At 71.9% G+C, this 17258-nt stretch carries 16 protein-coding genes; 3 read left to right on the forward strand and 13 right to left on the reverse strand.

Features of this window, described 5'->3' with window-relative positions:
* Positions 1–198 precede the first annotated feature (198 nt).
* From ACIRFL_RS32480 to ACIRFL_RS32515, 8 genes are all read right to left on the reverse strand, one after another.
* Positions 199–861, reverse strand: a complete 663-nt coding sequence (locus ACIRFL_RS32480; RefSeq protein ID WP_404035505.1) for a hypothetical protein — start codon at positions 859–861, stop codon at positions 199–201.
* A 100-nt stretch (positions 862–961) separates the two neighbouring features.
* Complete coding sequence (locus tag ACIRFL_RS32485; RefSeq protein WP_404035508.1) at positions 962–3190, reverse strand: MMPL family transporter; 2229 nt, start codon at positions 3188–3190, stop codon at positions 962–964.
* A 327-nt stretch (positions 3191–3517) separates the two neighbouring features.
* A complete protein-coding gene (gatB, locus tag ACIRFL_RS32490) occupies positions 3518–5032 on the reverse strand; it encodes an Asp-tRNA(Asn)/Glu-tRNA(Gln) amidotransferase subunit GatB (protein WP_404035511.1) in 1515 nt (504 codons plus the stop codon).
* 15 nt (positions 5033–5047) lie between these two features.
* Positions 5048–5290: a hypothetical protein gene (locus ACIRFL_RS32495; RefSeq protein ID WP_404035514.1), complete on the reverse strand. Its 243-nt coding sequence runs from the start codon at positions 5288–5290 to the stop codon at positions 5048–5050.
* Complete coding sequence (gene gatA / locus ACIRFL_RS32500; RefSeq protein WP_404035517.1) at positions 5287–6780, reverse strand: Asp-tRNA(Asn)/Glu-tRNA(Gln) amidotransferase subunit GatA; 1494 nt, start codon at positions 6778–6780, stop codon at positions 5287–5289. The genes ACIRFL_RS32495 and gatA overlap by 4 nt, the downstream gene beginning before the upstream one ends.
* A gap of 2 nt (positions 6781–6782) precedes the next feature.
* Positions 6783–7079 (reverse strand): Asp-tRNA(Asn)/Glu-tRNA(Gln) amidotransferase subunit GatC, encoded by a 297-nt coding sequence (gatC, locus tag ACIRFL_RS32505; RefSeq protein ID WP_351738126.1) that lies wholly within the window; start codon positions 7077–7079, stop codon positions 6783–6785.
* A gap of 126 nt (positions 7080–7205) precedes the next feature.
* A complete protein-coding gene (locus ACIRFL_RS32510) occupies positions 7206–7700 on the reverse strand; it encodes a cupin domain-containing protein (RefSeq protein WP_404035520.1) in 495 nt (164 codons plus the stop codon).
* A 31-nt stretch (positions 7701–7731) separates the two neighbouring features.
* The gene (locus tag ACIRFL_RS32515; protein WP_404035523.1) at positions 7732–8103 is read right to left on the reverse strand and encodes a DUF4267 domain-containing protein; all 372 of its coding nucleotides are present in this window, start codon (positions 8101–8103) and stop codon (positions 7732–7734) included.
* A 94-nt stretch (positions 8104–8197) separates the two neighbouring features.
* Here ACIRFL_RS32515 and ACIRFL_RS32520 point away from each other — a divergent pair, with 94 nt between their 5' ends.
* Positions 8198–8776 (forward strand): TetR/AcrR family transcriptional regulator, encoded by a 579-nt coding sequence (locus ACIRFL_RS32520; protein ID WP_404035526.1) that lies wholly within the window; start codon positions 8198–8200, stop codon positions 8774–8776.
* A gap of 84 nt (positions 8777–8860) precedes the next feature.
* On the opposite strand, the gene ACIRFL_RS32525 is transcribed toward ACIRFL_RS32520, so the two are convergent.
* The 5 genes from ACIRFL_RS32525 to ACIRFL_RS32545 form a co-directional block, all read right to left on the reverse strand.
* Positions 8861–11095 (reverse strand): putative bifunctional diguanylate cyclase/phosphodiesterase, encoded by a 2235-nt coding sequence (locus tag ACIRFL_RS32525; RefSeq protein WP_404035529.1) that lies wholly within the window; start codon positions 11093–11095, stop codon positions 8861–8863.
* A gap of 260 nt (positions 11096–11355) precedes the next feature.
* A complete protein-coding gene (ligA, locus tag ACIRFL_RS32530; RefSeq protein WP_404035532.1) occupies positions 11356–13548 on the reverse strand; it encodes an NAD-dependent DNA ligase LigA in 2193 nt (730 codons plus the stop codon).
* A 15-nt stretch (positions 13549–13563) separates the two neighbouring features.
* Positions 13564–14568 carry a methionine synthase gene (locus tag ACIRFL_RS32535; RefSeq protein WP_404035535.1) on the reverse strand — a complete coding sequence of 335 codons (1005 nt, stop codon included), beginning with the start codon at positions 14566–14568 and terminating at the stop codon, positions 13564–13566.
* 76 nt (positions 14569–14644) lie between these two features.
* A complete protein-coding gene (locus ACIRFL_RS32540; RefSeq protein WP_404035538.1) occupies positions 14645–15343 on the reverse strand; it encodes an SDR family oxidoreductase in 699 nt (232 codons plus the stop codon).
* An 18-nt stretch (positions 15344–15361) separates the two neighbouring features.
* Entirely contained in the window at positions 15362–15901 is a 540-nt protein-coding gene (locus tag ACIRFL_RS32545) for a TIGR00730 family Rossman fold protein (RefSeq protein ID WP_404035541.1), read from the reverse strand.
* Positions 15902–15952: 51 nt separating this feature from the next.
* On the opposite strand from ACIRFL_RS32545, the gene ACIRFL_RS32550 reads away from it, so the two are divergent.
* Entirely contained in the window at positions 15953–16291 is a 339-nt protein-coding gene (locus tag ACIRFL_RS32550) for a DUF427 domain-containing protein (RefSeq protein WP_404035544.1), read from the forward strand.
* Positions 16292–16341: 50 nt separating this feature from the next.
* Entirely contained in the window at positions 16342–17118 is a 777-nt protein-coding gene (locus tag ACIRFL_RS32555) for an alpha/beta fold hydrolase (RefSeq protein ID WP_404035547.1), read from the forward strand.
* Positions 17119–17258: the final 140 nt, after the last annotated feature.

Genomic DNA, 17258 nt, shown 5'->3' on the forward strand with positions numbered 1-17258 from the left:
GGCGGAGCACCGTTGGCGATCGTCCGCCGGTACATCGAGCAGCAAAAACGTCCGCTCTAAGATGCACGTCAGAGCAGTCTTGAGATGCATTCATCTCCGGCGTGAACGCCGGGGCTTTCTGCAAGAGTCCCGGTAAGGGGCCTTAGACGCCCCGTAAGGTGCTTACGGGGGCCCAAGGCCCCTGGTGGGACGGCCGGTTCAGCTGGTCGAGGGCAGTCCGAGGAGCGCGTCGGAGTACTTGAGGACGGCCAGCAGCAGGCCGAGGACGCCGAGCGAGACGCCGGCCCAGGCGACCGACTTGATCCAGGCGGCCTGCGGTGTGCCGGGGGTGCCGAACGCGGGCCGGGCCAGCACGACGACGCCGGTGATCAGGGCCGCCAGCGCGAACGCCCCGGCCCACAGGGCGGTGGTCTGCCAGGCGTCGCCGTAGACCGCCTGCACCTGGGTGGCGACGCTCGCGTTCGACGCGGTCTGCAGCTGGCCGATCAGGGTCTGGCGCGCGCCGGCCACGGTGCCGATCCAGCCGCCGGTCAGCGAGACGAGGCCCAGCACGGCGGAGACGACGGCCCCGGCGCCCAGGCCGACCCCGGACGGACCGTCCGCCGTCGCTTCCTCGGCCTCGGCCGTCTCCTCGGCGGTGTCCTCGGCCGTGTCCCCGACGGCCTCGCCGGTCCGGTCGCCGTCCCGGTCGCCGGTCCCGTCGGCAGCCTGGCCGGCGGCCCCGGACTGCGTGGCCTCGTCGGTCCGGGCGGCGGCCTCGGTCCCGGTGTCCGCGGCGGCGTCGGCCCTGCCGGTGTCCGCCGTCTGCTCGGTCTTGGTGCCGGTGTCGTCGCCGGCTTCGTCCACTGTCTTCGTTCCCATGCCCCGCACCGTACGGACGCTGTCTGAGAGGTCCCTTAATGATCGTTGTGAGCCGTGCGCGCGTCCGGATCGGCATCGGGGCCGCGGTCCGGCGCCGTCGTCACACGGGGCTGTCGCCCGCATCCTGCTGTTGTTCCTTCTCCAGTTCCGCCACGACGGCGTCGAGCCTTGCCTGGACGGCGCGGCATTCGGGCGGTTCGATGCTGATCCTGGGCAGGCGCCGGTCGAGCCAGCCCGGCAGCCACCAGTTGGCGCCGCCGAGCAGGTGCATCAGGGCGGGCACCAGCAGGGTGCGCAGCACGAAGGCGTCGAGGGCGACGGCGGCCGCCAGCGCGATGCCGAACATGGCGATCACCCGGTCGCCGCCGAGCACGAAGGCGAGGAACACGGAGATCATGATGACGGCCGCGGAGTTGATCACCCGGCTGGTCTCGGCGAGGCCGACCCGGACGGCACGCCGGTTGTCGCCCGTCTCCAGCCACTCCTCGTACATCCGGCTGACCAGGAAGACCTGGTAGTCCATGGAGAGCCCGAAGAGCACCGACACCATGATCACGGGCAGGAAGGGCTCGATCGGTCCGGCCCGGCCGAGCCCCAGAAGCTCGCTGCCCCAGCCCCACTGGAAGATCGCGACGACGATGCCGAAGGCGCCCGCGACGGCGGCGAGGTTCATCGCGGCGGCCTTCAGCGGGATCCCGATCGACCGGAAGGCGAGCAGGAGCAGCACACAGCCGAACCCGATGACCACGCCGACGAACAGCGGCACCTTGCCGACGATCACGCCGGCGAAGTCGTCGTAGCTCGCGGTCACGCCGCCGACGTGCACGTCCAGCGAGGTGCCCTGCTCCACCCGCGGCAGCACCTCGTGGCGCAGCCGGTCGACGAGGTCGCTGGTCTGCCGCGACTGCGGCGCCGAGTCGGGCACGACAGTGAGGTACGCGGTGTCGCCCCCCGTGTTGAACCGCGCCGGTGTCACGGACGCCACGCCCGGCGTGGTGCGCAGGGTGGTGTCGAGGTTGTCGAGGGCGAGCCGGGCGTCGGCCCCGTCGACGCGGGACACGAGGGTCAGCGGTCCGTTGACGCCGGGTCCGAAGCCGTCGGCGATGAGGTCGTACGCCTGCCGTGTGGTCGAGTTCCTGGGGTCGTTGCCCTGGTCCGAGGTGCCGAGGTGAAGGGTGAGGGTGGGCAGCGCGAGCAGGGCGACGACGGCGAGGGCGACCGAGCCGAGCAGCTTCGGGTGGCGTTCGACGAACGCGGACCAGCGGGCGGCGAGGCCGGTGGGCAGCTCCGGTTGCGGACCGTGCTCGGCCAGCCGCTGCCGTTCGCGCCGGCTCAGCGCGCGCTCGCCGATGAGGGAGAGCAGCGCGGGCAGCAGGGTCACGGAGGCGGCGACGGTCAGGACGACGGTCAGCGCGGCGGCGACGGCGACCCCGTTGAGGAAGCTCAGCCGCAGGATCAGCATGCCCAGCAGGGCGATGCACACGGTGGCGCCCGCGAACACGACGGCGCGTCCGGTGGTGGCGACGGACTCGGTGGCGGCCTCGGTGACGGTCAGTCCGCGTTTGAGTCCGCGACGGTGCCGGGTGACGATGAACAGGGCGTAGTCGATGCCGACGCCGAGCCCGATGAGCAGGCCGAGCATCGGCGCGAACGCGGCGACGGTCATGGCGTGGCCGAGCAGCGCGATGGCGGCGTACGCGGTGCCCACGCCGACCAGGGCGGTGGCGATGGGCAGCAGGGAGGCGGCGAGCGAGCCGAAGGCGAGGAAGAGCACCACGGCGGCGACGACCACGCCGATCGCCTCGGCGTAGTGCCCGCCCGACGAGGCGGTGAGCCCGATGGCGCTGCCGCCCAACTCGACGCGCAGCCCGTCCGTCTCGGCCGACTTCGCGGTGCGTACGACGGCCTCGGCCTCGGAACTGTCGATGCGCTCGACCGGCTGGTCGAAGGCGACGACGGCGTACGCGGTCCGGCCGTCACGGCTGATCTGCCCGCTGCCCTGGCCGTCGTAGGGGCTCGTCACCGAGGACACCCCGGGCAGGTCCGCGATGTCGTCCAGGGTGCGGCTCATGGTCTGCTCGACGTCGGCTGCGCGGACGCCGCCGGATCCGGTGTGCCAGACGACGGTGTCGCTGTCACCGCCCATACCGGGGAAGCCCGCGCCCAACAGCTCCCCGGCGCTGCCCGCTTCGGTGCCGGGGACCTCGTAGCTCTCGGAGTACGCGGAGCCGGTGACGGCGGCGGCAGCGGTGACCCCGCCGAAGGCGAGCAGCCACAGCAGGACGGCGACCAGACGGTGCCTGACACACCAGCGTGCAAGGGCTGCCACGACCTGCTCCCAGGGACGATGTGCGGATCTTTGCCTGGGAACGAACGTCGATGAACGAAACAGCCCGCAAAGAACACATGAGCAATGGTTGACCACTGTTGCAGCTGAAAGAGATCGTTTGCCGGGTTCGTGGGCTTCTTCACAAGAGGCGGAAACCGGGAACTTCCGCGGGCCGTGGGGATGCGCTCGCGCCGAGGCGGGTGCGTCGCGGGTGCCTCACGCGTGCCCCGTGGGTGCTTCGCGGGGCGTCGCCGGTGATGAAAACGCCCTGGGGGGACGCATCGTGGCGATGCGTCCCCCCAGGGGCCGGTCGGTGCACGCGGTGGCTCAGCCCTCGCCGACGCCCAGCTTCTCCAGGATCAGCTCCTTGACGCGGGCCGCGTCGGCCTGGCCGCGGGTGGCCTTCATCACCGCGCCGACCAGGGCGCCGGCCGCGGCCACCTTGCCGCCGCGGATCTTGTCCGCGATGCCCGGGTTGCCGGCGATGGCCTCGTCGACGGCCGTGCCGAGCGCCGAGTCGTCGGAGACGACCTTCAGACCGCGCTTGTCGACGACCTCGTCCGGGGTGCCTTCGCCCGCGAGGACGCCCTCGATGACCTGACGGGCCAGCTTGTCGTTCAGGTCACCGGAGGCCACCAGCCGGGTGACGCGGGCGACCTGCTCGGGCGTGATGGCCAGCTCGTCCAGGGCGAGGCCCGACTCGTTGGCGCTGCGCGCCAGTTCGCCCATCCACCACTTGCGGGCGGCGGCGGCGTCGGCACCGGCGCCGATGGTGGCGACGATCGGGTCCAGCGCACCGGCGTTGAGGATCGCCTGCATGTCGCCGGCCGAGATGCCCCACTCCTCGAGGAGGCGGGTGCGGCGGGCCAGCGGCAGTTCGGGCAGCGCGGCCCGGATCTCCTCGACCCACGCGCGCGCGGGCGCCACCGGGACGAGGTCGGGCTCCGGGAAGTACCGGTAGTCCTCGGCCTCCTCCTTCACCCGGCCCGAGGTGGTCGACCCGGTGTCCTCGTGGAAGTGCCGGGTCTCCTGCACGATGGTGCCGCCGGACGACAGCACGGCCGCGTGCCGCTGGATCTCGAAGCGGGCGGCACGCTCCACGGACCGCAGCGAGTTGACGTTCTTCGTCTCGGAGCGGGTGCCGAACTTGTCGGCGCCCTTGGGCATCAGCGACAGGTTGACGTCGCAGCGCATCTGGCCCATCTCCATGCGGGCGTCGGACACGCCGAGCGCCCTGATGAGCTCGCGCAGCTCACGGACGTACGCCCGGGCGACCTCGGGGGCACGCTCGCCGGCCCCGACGATCGGCTTGGTGACGATCTCGATGAGCGGGATGCCCGCGCGGTTGTAGTCGAGCAGGGAGTGGGACGCGCCGTGGATGCGGCCGGTCGCGCCGCCCACGTGGGTGGACTTGCCGGTGTCCTCCTCCATGTGGGCGCGCTCGATCTCCACGCGGAAGGTCGCGCCGTCCTCCAGCTGTACGTCGAGGTAGCCGTCGAAGGCGATCGGCTCGTCGTACTGGGAGGTCTGGAAGTTCTTCGGCATGTCCGGATAGAAGTAGTTCTTCCGGGCGAAGCGGCACCACTCGGCGATCGAGCAGTTCAGCGCGAGACCGATCTTGATCGCGGATTCGACGCCGGTCGCGTTGACGACCGGGAGCGCGCCGGGCAGGCCGAGGCAGGTCGGGCAGGTCTGCGAGTTGGGCTCGGCGCCCAGTTCGGTGGAGCACCCGCAGAACATCTTGGTCTTGGTGCCGAGTTCGACATGGACCTCAAGGCCCATGACGGGGTCGTACGACGCCAGCGCGTCCTCGTACGACACCAGGTCGGTCGTGGTGGTCACGGTGAAACTTCCCTCTCAGCCCAGCAGGACGTCGTCGTCGCCCAGCCGCTTCAGCTCGCGGTAGAGGATGGCGAGGCCGGTGGCGATGGCGACGGCGGACACGGTGGCGTCGATCAGGCGCAGCGTGTCGTGCTCGGCGCGGGCCTTCTTGATCTGCTTGGCGACGCCGACCGCGCCGAACGCGGTGGTGGCCATGGACAGGTACGTGCCGGACTTCGACTTCTTGAAGCCCTTGGCCTTGGACAGTGCCTTGCTCACAGCGACGGAGCCTCCTCCAGCAGCGGATGCCCCCACTTTTCCACGAAGGCGGCCTCGACGGCGGCGCCGACCTTGTACAGCCGGTCGTCCTTCATCGCCGGAGCGATGATCTGCAGGCCCACCGGGAGGTTGTCCTCCGGGGCGAGACCGCAGGGCAGCGACATGGCCGCGTTGCCCGCCAGGTTGGTCGGAATGGTGCACAGATCGGCGAGGTACATGGCCATCGGGTCGTCGGCGCGCTCGCCGATCGCGAAGGCCGTGGTCGGGGTGGTCGGCGAGACGATCGCCTCGACCTGCTCGAAGGCCCTCTCGAAGTCGCGCGTGATCAGGGTGCGGACCTTCTGCGCCGAGCCGTAGTACGCGTCGTAGTAGCCGCTCGACAGGGCGTACGTGCCGAGCATGATGCGGCGCTTGACCTCGGGGCCGAAACCCGCCTCGCGGGTGAGGGAGGTGACCTCTTCGGCGGAGTGGCCGCCGTCGTCGCCGACCCTGAGGCCGTAGCGCAGGCCGTCGAAGCGGGCCAGGTTGGAGGAGCACTCGGACGGCGCGATCAGGTAGTACGCCGACAGGGCGAGGTCGAAGGACGGGCAGTCCAGCTCGACGATCTCGGCGCCCAGCTCCTTCAGCAGCTCGACGGCCTCGTCGAAGCGCTGGATGACGCCGGCCTGGTAGCCCTCGCCGCGGAACTGCTTGACCACGCCGATGCGCATGCCCCGCACCGAGCCGTTGCGGGCGGCCTCGACGACCGGCGGAACGGGGGCGTCGATGGAGGTGGAGTCCATCGGGTCGTGCCCGGCGATGACCTCGTGCAGCAGGGCCGCGTCCAGGACCGTGCGGGCGCAGGGGCCGCCCTGGTCCAGGGAGGACGAGAAGGCCACCATGCCGTAGCGGGAGACGGCGCCGTACGTCGGCTTCACACCGACGGTGCCGGTGACGGCGGCCGGCTGGCGGATGGAGCCGCCGGTGTCGGTGCCGATGGCGAGCGGCGCCTGGAAGGAGGCCAGCGCGGCGCTGGAGCCGCCGCCGGAGCCGCCGGGGATCCTGGTGAGGTCCCAGGGGTTGCCGGTGGGCCCGTAGGCACTGTTCTCCGTCGAGGACCCCATGGCGAACTCGTCCATGTTGGTCTTGCCGAGGATCACGACGTCGGCGGCCTTCAGCCGCCGGGTGAGCGTCGCGTCGTACGGCGGGATCCAGCCTTCCAGGATCTTCGAGCCGACGGTCGTGGGGACGCCCTCGGTGGTGAAGATGTCCTTGAGGGCGAGGGGGACACCGGCCAGCGGGCCCAGTTCCTCGCCGCGCTCGCGCTTGTCGTCGACGGCGCGGGCCTGGGCGAGCGCGCCCTCGCGGTCGACGTGCAGGAAGGCGTGCACCTTCTCGTCGACGGCTTCGATGCGGGCGAGATGGGCCTCGGTGACCTCGACGGCCGTCAGCTCGCCGGAGGCGATCTTCGCGGCGGTCTCGGCGGCCGTGAGCTTGATGATGTCCGTCATGGTCAGTCCTCCCCCAGGATCTGCGGCACCTTGAAACGCTGCTGCTCCTGGGCGGGGGCGCTGGAGAGCGCCTGCGCGGGGGTGAGCGAGGGACGGACCTCGTCCGCGCGCATGACGTTGGTCAGCGGGAGCGGGTGCGAGGTCGGCGGTACGTCTTGGTCGGCGACCTCGCTGACGCGGGCGACCGCGCCGATGATGTCGTCAAGCTGGCCTGCGAAGTGGTCGAGTTCTTCGGGCTTCAGCTCCAGACGCGCCAGCCGGGCGAGGTGGGCGACCTCCTCGCGCGTGATGCCAGGCATGCAGCGATCCTCTGGGGTGAGTGTGTGCGGTTTGGGGCCAATCCTATGGGGCGGGAGCGGGTCCCCGTGAAACGGTTTCCCCGGCCCCGCCCGTCGGACCCGGCGCGTCTGCCCCGCCCCCGCCCTTCAGGCCCGGTGCCTCTGCCATGCCTCGCTGGCGAGGAAGTGGTTGTCGTAGAGGTCCTGGACTTCGAGGATGCTCTCCGGGGTGGCCTCGCCCAGGCGGATGCGCTGCAGGTGCCGGAAGTACTCGAAGCGCTCGACGCCGGGTGTGATGACGATGAGCAGATCGGCGTCGGCCCCCGGCACGGCCGCGAAGGCGTGCGGCCTGCCCGGCGGGACGACGACGAGGTCGCCGCGGCCCGCGGTGACGACGTCCTCGCCGGAGAGGATGTCGGCGGCGCCGTCGAGCAGGAAGAACATTTCGGCGGAGTTGTCGTGCCAGTGCGGTTTGGCGCCGTCGGCGCCCGCCGTGAGGGTGACCCGCTGGGTGGACAGGGCGCCGCCGGTGGCGCTGCTGTCGGCCAGCAGGCGCACGGTGATGGGCGCCTGGCCGACGACCTCTGCCTCGGCCTCCCGGACGATCACGGACTCGTCGAACCTCGGAATGGACAGCGACATGGCTGGTGTCCCCCTTGCGCTCTCTTGGTGGTCAGACCGCGAAGAGCAGTCCGGCGCTGATCAGTACGACGACGGCGGTGGCGAAGTGGATCCCGAAGGCGACCGCTTTCGCCCCGCCGTGTCGCAGGACTATCACGGTGTCCAGGAGCGGCACGAGTGCCACGCAGACCATGAACCATGCCTCGGCTCGGGCCCCGGCGGCGGCCAGCAGGACCAGGCCCAGCACGCCGAGGGTGCCGTCCCTCAGGCCCTTGATCGACAGATAGGCGCCGGCGTCGCCGCGGGGGTCGGCCGGGACGCCGTAACCCGCCGCGGCCGGGCCGGGTTGGAACCAGAACCGGTAGCCGAGGAACAGGCAGAACAGGTCGAGCAGGACGGCCAGGGTGTACGCGGTGACGGTCATGGGATCTCCCCGAGATGGACGCTAGCAACGCTAGGAACAAGAGCGAAGCTAGCAGAGCATCGACAGAAAGGCTAGCGCTGCTAGAGTTCCTGGCATGACGATCCAGAAGCGCCGGGAGCGCGAACGAGCGGAGCGTGAGCGGCTGATCGTGACGGCCGCGCGGGAACTGGCCGAGGCGGAGGGCTGGGACGCGGTGACCACCCGCCGGCTGGCCGCCGAGATCGAGTACAGCCAGCCCGTCCTCTACAGCCATTTCAAGGGCAAGGACGCGATCATGGCGGCGGTCGCGGTGCAGGGCTGCTCCGATCTGGCGACGGAGCTGCGGCAGGCGCGGACGGCGGCGCCGGGCACGCGCGAGGCCCTGGCGGCTATCGCGGAGACGTACACGTCCTTCGCCCGGCGCCGGCCCGCCCTCTACGACGCGATGTTCACCCACCTGGTGGACCTTCCCTTCGCGACGGAGGAGGCCCCGGCACCGCTGCGGGAGGCGTTCGGTGAGCTGCTGGTCGTCGTGGAGCCGATCACGTCCGAAGGGGAGGACGCCGGCCTGTTGACGGAGACGTTCTGGGCGAGCCTGCACGGCCTGGCGACGCTGATGAGGAGCGGGCGGTTGCCGGAGAACGGCCACGAACGCCGCCTGGCGCTGCTGGTCGCCCACTTCGCGGGGCGCTGACGACGAAACGGCGAGACGGCGGGAGAAGGCGCGGGCGCGGCGGGTCGCGCCCCGCGGGGGCGCGGGGCACGGCGGGCGGCAGGACTACTCGGCCGCCGGCAGGGCCGCCCGCGGCCGCTGCCACCCCCGGGACCCCCGCGCCCGCAGCCATGCCGTCGTCTCCTCGGGCGGCATCGCCGCGGCCACCAGCCATCCCTGTACGGCGTCGCAGCCGAGGTCCCGCAGCCGCTCCCAGGTCTCGTCGTCCTCCACGCCCTCGGCGACGACCAGCAGCCCCAGCGAATGCGCCAGGTCGACGGTGCAGCGCACGATCTCGGCGTCCTCGTTGTCCACGGCCAGCCGGGCCACGAAGGACCGGTCGATCTTCAGCTCGCTCACCGGCAGCCGGCGCAGGTGCACCAGCGAGGAGTAGCCGGTTCCGAAGTCGTCCAGGGACATCTTCACGCCGTGCCCGGTGAGCCCGGCGAGGGTGTCGGCGGCCCGCTGCGGGTCCTCCAGCAGCACATGCTCGGTGATCTCCAGCTGGAGGGCTCCCGCGGGCACTCCGTGCCGGGCCAGCCGGGCGGCGACGGAACCCGCGAAGCCGGGCGTGTGGACATCGCGCGGGGAGACGTTCACGGCCACCGGCACCCGCAGTCCCTGGGCCCGCCACTTGGCGACCTGCCCGAGCGCGGTCTCCAGCACGTACTCGGTCAGATGGGGCATCAGCCCGGAGGACTCAGCGATCGCTATGAACTCGTCCGGCGGCACCTTCCCGCGCTCGGGGTGCACCCAGCGCACCAGCGCCTCCAGTCCTGCGACCTGCCCGTCGAAGCGGACCTTGGGCTGGTAGTGCAGCTGCACCTCGTGCGCGTCGAGCGCCCGGCGCAGATCGCCCAGCAGCCCGAGCCGGTCCGGGGTGTTGGAGTCCCGTTTCGACTCGTACACCTCGACGCCCGTGCGGTCCCGCTTCGCCTGGTACATCGCCACGTCCGCGCGGCGCAGCATGCCCTCGGCGTCGAGCGCGTGGTCCGGGAAGACGGCGACGCCCGCGCTGGCCTCCAGGACGAGGGTGAGCCCGTCGAGGTCGAGCGGCGAGCTGAGCGCGGTGACCAGGTTGCGGGCGACGCGGGTGGCGGACGTCGTGGAGTCGGCGACCGGCAGTAACACGGCGAACTCGTCGCCGCCGAGGCGCGCGGCCTCCGCGCCGCGCGGCAGCGCGAGGCGCAGCCGGTCGGCGATCTGGAGCAGCAGCCGGTCCCCGGCGAGATGCCCGAGGGTGTCGTTCACGGAGCGGAACCGGTCGAGGTCGATCAGCATGAGCGCGGACCGGGCGCCGATGCGTTCGGCGTCGTCGAGGGCCGTCCAGATACGTTCCAGCAGCCACTGCCGGTTGGGCAGTCCGGTCAGCGGGTCGCGCAGTTGCTCCTCGGCCCGGGCCCGGGCGATCCACAGGGTGGAGTCGAGGGCGACCAGCGGGATGGCGAACAGCGGCAGCAGCACCGGTTGGGCGACCGCCACGACGCAGATCAGCGGGGCGATGCCGAGCAGCGCGACCGCGACGAGGCCCTGTCTGACCAGGGCGGTGCGGGCGACCGTGGGCAGTCCGCCGCCGCGCGGCGCGCTCAGGTACCACAGCAGGGTGCGGGTGACGGCGAGGTAGGCCGCGGCGACCAGCACGACCTCGGGGACGGTGGTGACGTTCCAGTGGTCGGGGTTCCAGGGTTCCTCGACGGTCGGTACGCGGCCGAAGGAGCCCAGCAGCAGGGCGGCGGCGCCGATGCCGAGGATGTCCACGGCGCCGTGCAGCACGCCCTGCCGCCAGCGGTGCCTGCGGGCGATGCCGACCAGGACGACGACGGTGAGGCTGACCATGCCGGCGGGCACCCAGCCGTAGAGCAGCAGGACGGCGAGGGTGAGGGCGGCGCCGGAGCCGGTGCCGCCCCACCAGCGGGCCCGGCCGAGCATCACGAGATGGCCGACGATGATGCCGGTGAGCATCGCGAGCGCCCAGCCGACGGTGCCGGACGGGAAGAGGGCGTGGTTGTCGGTGAACGCCCGGTAGAACCCGGCGCCCAGCGCGAACCCCGCCGCCGCGACGACGGCGGCGGGCAGCGCGGGCCAGGCCGGCTGGGGGTGGTCGGCGCCGGCCAGCACCGGGGCGCCCTCGACGGCCAGGGGAACGGCGTGCGCATGGGACGCCGAGCGGAGGGCGGTGGCGCGTGCGTCGACGCCCGCGCGCTCCGCGGTCCGGCCCGGCCACCGGCTCTCCCGCCATGCGACCGCTCTGCGGCGCAGGCGCAGCCACGCGTCCGGGGCGGCGCTCTCGGTCGGTTCCATTCCCGTCCCTCTCACAGCCGGCGGTGCCCACGCCACGCGGCCCGACGCCCGACGTCCGTCGACGGCTCCGCGTTGGAACATTCCTTCCCCGTGCTCTTCGGGCACACGGGGATGCCCCGACCGCAGCTGGGCACGGCAGGCGCACATCCCAACAGTAGGCCGCGGAAGGCTTTCACGGGCAGCGGTCGTCGACGGTTGCCCGAATGCGCCCCGGCCTCCCGTATGCATCTGGTATGCGCCGATCGGGTGGTCTTCAACCGCTACTCGCCGGTCGGCAGGGCGACTTCGGCCGCCGCTTCGGGCCCCTGGGCCAGCAGGACGCCGAAGCCGTCCTCGTCCAGGACCGGCACCTTCAGCTGCATGGCCTTGTCGTACTTCGATCCCGGGTTGTCCCCCACGACGACGAACGAGGTCTTCTTCGACACCGATCCGGTCACCTTCGCGCCGCGGCTCTGCAAGGCGTCCTTGGCGCCGTCACGGGTGAAGTTCTCCAGGGTGCCGGTCACGACGACGGTCAGCCCCTCCAGCGGGCGCGGGCCCTCCTCCTCGCCCGACGACTCGTCCTCCAGGCGGACTCCGGCCGCCTTCCACTTGCGAAGGATCTCGCGGTGCCAGTCCTCGGCGAACCACTCCTTGAGCGCGGCGGCGATGATGGGGCCGACGCCGTCGATGCCCGCCAGTTCCTCCTCGGTGGCCTGCTCGATGCGGTCGACGGAACGGAACTCGCGGGCGAGCGCCTGGGCGGCGACCGGTCCCACATGGCGGATGGACAGCCCGTTCAGGAAGCGGGCGAGCGGACGCTCCTTGGCCGCCTCGATGTTCTGCAGCAGCGCCAGGGTGTTCTTCTTCGGTTCGCCCTTCTGGTTCGCGAAGACCGTGACGACCTTCTCCTCGCCCGTCTTGGGGTCCCGCTTGGGCAGTCCGCTGTCCGGGTCGAGGACGTACGCCTTGATGGGCAGCAGCTTGTCCACCGTGAGGTCGAACAGGTCGCCCTCGTCGCCCAGCGGAGGGTCGGCCGGCTCCAGCGGGCGGGTCAGCGCCGCCGCGGCCACCTCGCCGAAGTGCTCGATGTCCAGGCACTCCCGGCCGGCGAGGTAGGAGACGCGCTCGCGCAACTGGGCTGGGCACGCGCGCGCGTTGGGGCAGCGCAGGTCGATGTCGCCCTCCTTCATGGCCCGCAGCGGCGTCCCGCACTCCGGGCACTCGGCGGGCATCACGAACTCCCGCTCGGTGCCGTCGCGCAGGTCGACGACCGGGCCGAGGATCTCCGGGATGACGTCACCGGCCTTGCGGATCACCACGGTGTCACCGATGAGGACGCCCTTGGCCTTGACCACGTCCTGGTTGTGCAGGGTGGCGAACTCGACCTCGGAGCCCGCGACCGTGACCGGCTCGACCTGCGCGTACGGCGTGACACGGCCGGTGCGGCCGACGCCCACCTTGATGTCGATGAGCTTGGTGTTGACCTCCTCCGGCGCGTACTTGTACGCGATCGCCCAGCGCGGGGCGCGGGCGGTGGAGCCGAGGCGGCCCTGGAGGCGGATCTCGTCGAGCTTGACGACCACGCCGTCGATCTCGTGCTCCACGGAGTGGCGGTGCTCGCCGTAGTGGGCGATGAACTTCCGTACGCCGTCGAGGTCGTCGACCACCCGGTTGTGCGGGGAGGTGGGCAGGCCCCAGCCCTTGAGCAGGTCGTAGGCCTGGGAGAGGCGGGTGAAGCCCGAGTAGCCCTCCAGGGCGCCGATGCCGTGGACGACCATGTGCAGGGGCCGGGTGGCGGTGACGCGCGGGTCCTTCTGGCGCAGTGAACCGGCGGCCGCGTTGCGCGGGTTGGCGAACGGCTTGTCGCCGGCCGCGACCAGCCGTTCGTTCAGCTCCAGGAACTTCTCCATCGGGAAGTAGACCTCGCCGCGGATCTCCACGACGTCGGGGACGCGCTCGCCGTGCAGCCGGTCGGGGATCTCGGCGATCGTACGGACGTTGGGCGTGATGTCCTCGCCGGTGCGGCCGTCGCCGCGGGTCGCCGCGCGGGTGAGCCGGCCGCGCTCGTAGGTGAGGTTCACCGCGAGGCCGTCGACCTTCAGCTCGCACAGGAAGTGGAACTCCTGGTCGCCGAGTTCGCGGTGGATACGGTCCGACCAGGCGGCCAGTTCCTCGTCGTTGAAGGTGTTGTCGAGGGAGAGCATGCGCTCGCGGTGCTCGACCGCGGTGAACTCCGTCGCATACGCCCCGGCGACCTTCTGGGTCGGCGAGTCGGGCGTGCGCAGCTCCGGATACTCGTCCTCCAGCGCCTCCAGGGAGCGCAGGAGCTTGTCGAACTCCGCGTCGCTGATGACGGGAGCGTCCTTCACGTAGTACCGGAAGCGGTGCTCCTCGATCTGCTCAGCGAGCCGCGCATGCTTGTCGCGTGCCTCGGCGGGCACCGTCGTCTCCGCTTGCTTGTCGCCGGCCACCGTGTTGTCCTCCCGTTACTCTGGGTTGTCCGCGAGGGATCTCGCCGCCCGGACGCAGTGGGCGAGCGCCGCGCGGGCGTACGCGGGGGAAGCGCCCGCGAGACCGCACGACGGGGTGAGGGTGACCGCGTCCGCGAGAAGCCCCGGATGCAGCCCCAGCCTGCGCCACAGCGTCCTGACACCCACGACGCTACCGGCAGGGTCTGACAATGGGCCGTCCGTGGCCGGCACGACACCGGCGAACAGCCGCGTGCCGCCCTCCACGGCCTCCCCGATCGCCTCGTCGTCACGCTCGGTGAGGAGTGCGAAGTCGAACGAGACGGCGGCGGCACCGGCGCGGCGCAGCAGTGCGAACGGCACGTCGGGTGCGCAGCAGTGGACGACGACGGGGTCACCGCCGTGCGTGCCGACGACGTCCCGCAGGGTGGCCTCCACGATCTGCCGGTCCACGGCCCTGTGGGTGCGGTAGCCGCTGGCGGTGCGGACCTGTCCGCGCAGTACGGCGGCGAGGGAGGGCTCGTCGAGCTGGAGCACGAGCCGGGCGCCGGGGACGCGGCGCCGTACCTCGGCAAGGTGCAGGCGCAGGCCCTCGGCGAGCGAGGCGGCGAGGTCGCGGCAGGCGCCGGGGTCGGAGAGGGCGGCCTCGCCGTTCCTCAGTTCCAGGGCGGCGGCCAGTGTCCACGGGCCGACCGCCTGCACCTTGAGGTCGCCCTCGTGGCCCTGGGTGAACTCCTCCAGCGCGTCGAGGTCTTGCCCCAGCCAGGACCGCGCCCGCCTGGTGTCCCGGCCCGGACGGTCGGCGAGGCGCCAGCCGCTGGGCTCCACGCGCGCGTACAGCTCGACGAGCATCCCCGCGGTCCGCCCGATCATGTCGGCGCCGGGTCCGCGGGCGGGCAGCTCGGGCAGATACGGGAAGTCCTCGAAGCTGCCGGTGACGGTCTTGGCCGCCTCCCGTGCGTCCTCGCCGGGCATGGACCCGACACCGGTGGCTCCCGGGAACTTGAACTCGTTGTCACTCACCCCGGAAGCGTAAGCGCTCCGCTTCGGGCTGCCCGTCCTCGCCCACCCACCCGGCTCGGCACATCCAGCCAAGCGCTCAGCGGCCCGGGCGGATGGTCACGTCGTTGATCTCCGCGTCCTGTGGCAGGTCCAGGGACGTCAGGATCGTCGTCGCGACGGACTCGGGGTCGATCCAGCGGTCCGGGTCGTACTCCTTGCCCTCCTGCCGGTGGACCTTGGCCTGCATGGGGCTGGCGGTGCGCCCTGGGTAGACGGAGGTGACCCGCACCCCGTTGCAGTGCTCCTCCTCGCGCAGGGAGTCGGCGAGCGCCTTCAGGCCGTGTTTGGAGGCGGCGTACGCGGACCAGCCGGCGTGGGCGTTCAGGCCCGCGCCGGAGTTCACGAAGACCACGTGCCCGCGGGCGACGCGTAGCTGGGGCAGGAAGTGACGGGTCAGCTCGGCGGGGGCGATCAGGTTGACGTCGAGCTGCTGCCGCCAGGACTTCGGGGTCAGCTCGTGCACCGCGCCGAGGTCGACCACGCCCGCGATGTGCAGCAGCGAGTCCACCCGGTCCGGGAGCGTCTGGTGGGAGAAGGCCCAGGACAGCCGGTCCGGGTCCGCGAGGTCACCGACGAGCGTGCGGGCCCCGGGGAACGTGGCGGCGAGGTCCTTCGCGCGGCCGGCGTCACGCGCGTGCAGGACGATTTCGTCCCCGCGCGCGTGGAGGCGGCGCGCCACGGCCGCGCCGATGCCGGAGCCCGCCCCGGTGATCACATGAGTAGCCATGCGGGCCATGGTCGCATCGGCGGGGCGTCACTCGATGCCGCGGCTCTCCTCCAGGTAGGCCATCGCCCCGACCGGCTCCTGGGCGAAGAACACCAGGTCGCTCAGCGGGCGGGGCAGGAAACCCTCGGTCTCCATGCGGCGGAACTGCTCCTTGAGACCGTCGTAGAAGCCCGCGGTGTTGAGCAGCACGACGGGCTTGTCGGTGTGCCCGTGCTTCTTCAGCTCCAGGATCTCGGTGGCCTCGTCGAGCGTCCCGGTGCCGCCCACCATGATCACCACGGCGTCGGCCTTCTCCAGCAGCAGCCGCTTGCGCTCGGCGAGGTCCTTGGCGATCACCATCTCGTGCGCGTCGCTCCGCGCCTTCGCCGCAAGGAACTCCACGGAGACGCCGAGCAGCCTGCCGCCCGCCTCCTGCACGCCGTCCGCGACGACCTTCATCAGACCGACGTCGGAGCCGCCCCAGACCAGCGTGTGGCCGCCCTTGCCGATCAGGGTCGCGAAGTCGCGCGCGGGGCGGGTGTAACGGTCGTCGAGGTCGGCGGCGGACAGGAAGACGCAGATGTTCATGCGCCCCACCGTACGCGGGAAGAAGTCAGGGCCACCGGGCGCTGTTCCGACATGGCCGAAGGACACACCATCACCATCGAACAGGGCGGGCAGCACGTGCGCGTGGTGCACGGGGACCAGGTGCTCGCCGAGACCGACCGCCCCCTGCTGCTGCGCGAGACCGGTTGCCCGGTGCGGTACTACATCCCGGCCGAGGACGTGCGCCTCGACCTCCTCACCCCCTCCGACACCCACACCCACTGCCCCTTCAAGGGCACGGCGTCCTACTGGTCGCTGCCGGACGCGCCGGACCTCGTCTGGGGTTATCCGCAGCCCAAGGACGAGGTGGCCCAGATCAAGGACCACCTGTGCTTCTACGAAGTGGAAGTGTCGCCCGCTGAAGTGGCGTGACCGAAGTGTCGGACCGATGACGCGCGTGCCGGATGGCAGTCTGCACAGGCATGGACAAGCAGATCATTTCGCCTGACGGCACGCCCATCGCGTACGGACGCTCGGGAGCGGGTCCTGCCGTCGTCCTGGTGAGCGGCGCGATGTCGACGGGCGGGACGCTGGCCCCGCTGGCCAAGCGGCTCGCGGACCGGTTCACCGTCGTCGTGTACGACCGCCGGGGCCGCGGCGCGAGCGGTGACACGGCGCCGTACGCCGTCGCCCGCGAGGTCGAGGACCTGGCGGCGCTGATCGGGGCGGTGGGCGGCCGGGCGGCGCTGTACGGTGTCTCGTCGGGCGGCGCGCTGGCGCTGGAGGCGGCGGCGAGCGGCCTGCCGGTCGTCCGGGTCGCCGTGTACGAGCCGCCGTTCGCGCAGCCCGCCGGTGAGAAGGAGCGTGCCGAGTACACCGAACGGCTGGCCGAGGCGCTTGCCCATGGGCGGCGCGGGGACGCGGTCGAGCTGTTCCTGCGGCTCACGGGGCTGGCCGAGCAGATGATCCGGGGTGCCCGGCAGTCCCCGATGTGGGCCGACATGGAGGCGATCGCGCCGACCCTGGCCTACGACGACGCCGTGCTGGGCGGCGGTGTGCTGCCGCGTGAGCGGATCGCGTCGATCGGCGTGCCGGTGCTGGCCGTGGCGGGCGGGGCGAGCCCCGAGTGGCTGCGGGCGTCGGCGGCGGAGGTCGCGCAGGCGGCCGGCCGGGGCACGTTCCGCACCCTGGCGGACCAGACCCACATGGTCGACCCGGACGTCCTCGCCCCGGTCCTGGCCGAGTTCTTCACGGGCTGAGCGGGGCGCTCCGCGCGGGCCGACAGCGCCGGTCTGTGCCGCGCCGTGCCGTCGGTCGGCTGCGGCGGCGTCGTAGCTGGTCGCGCCCGCGCGGCGGAGCCGCAAATCGATACAGCCCCGCGCCCCTACAGGGCGCTGAC

It is taken from the genome of Streptomyces sp. NPDC102462, assembly GCF_044765425.1.
Classification (GTDB): domain Bacteria; phylum Actinomycetota; class Actinomycetes; order Streptomycetales; family Streptomycetaceae; genus Streptomyces.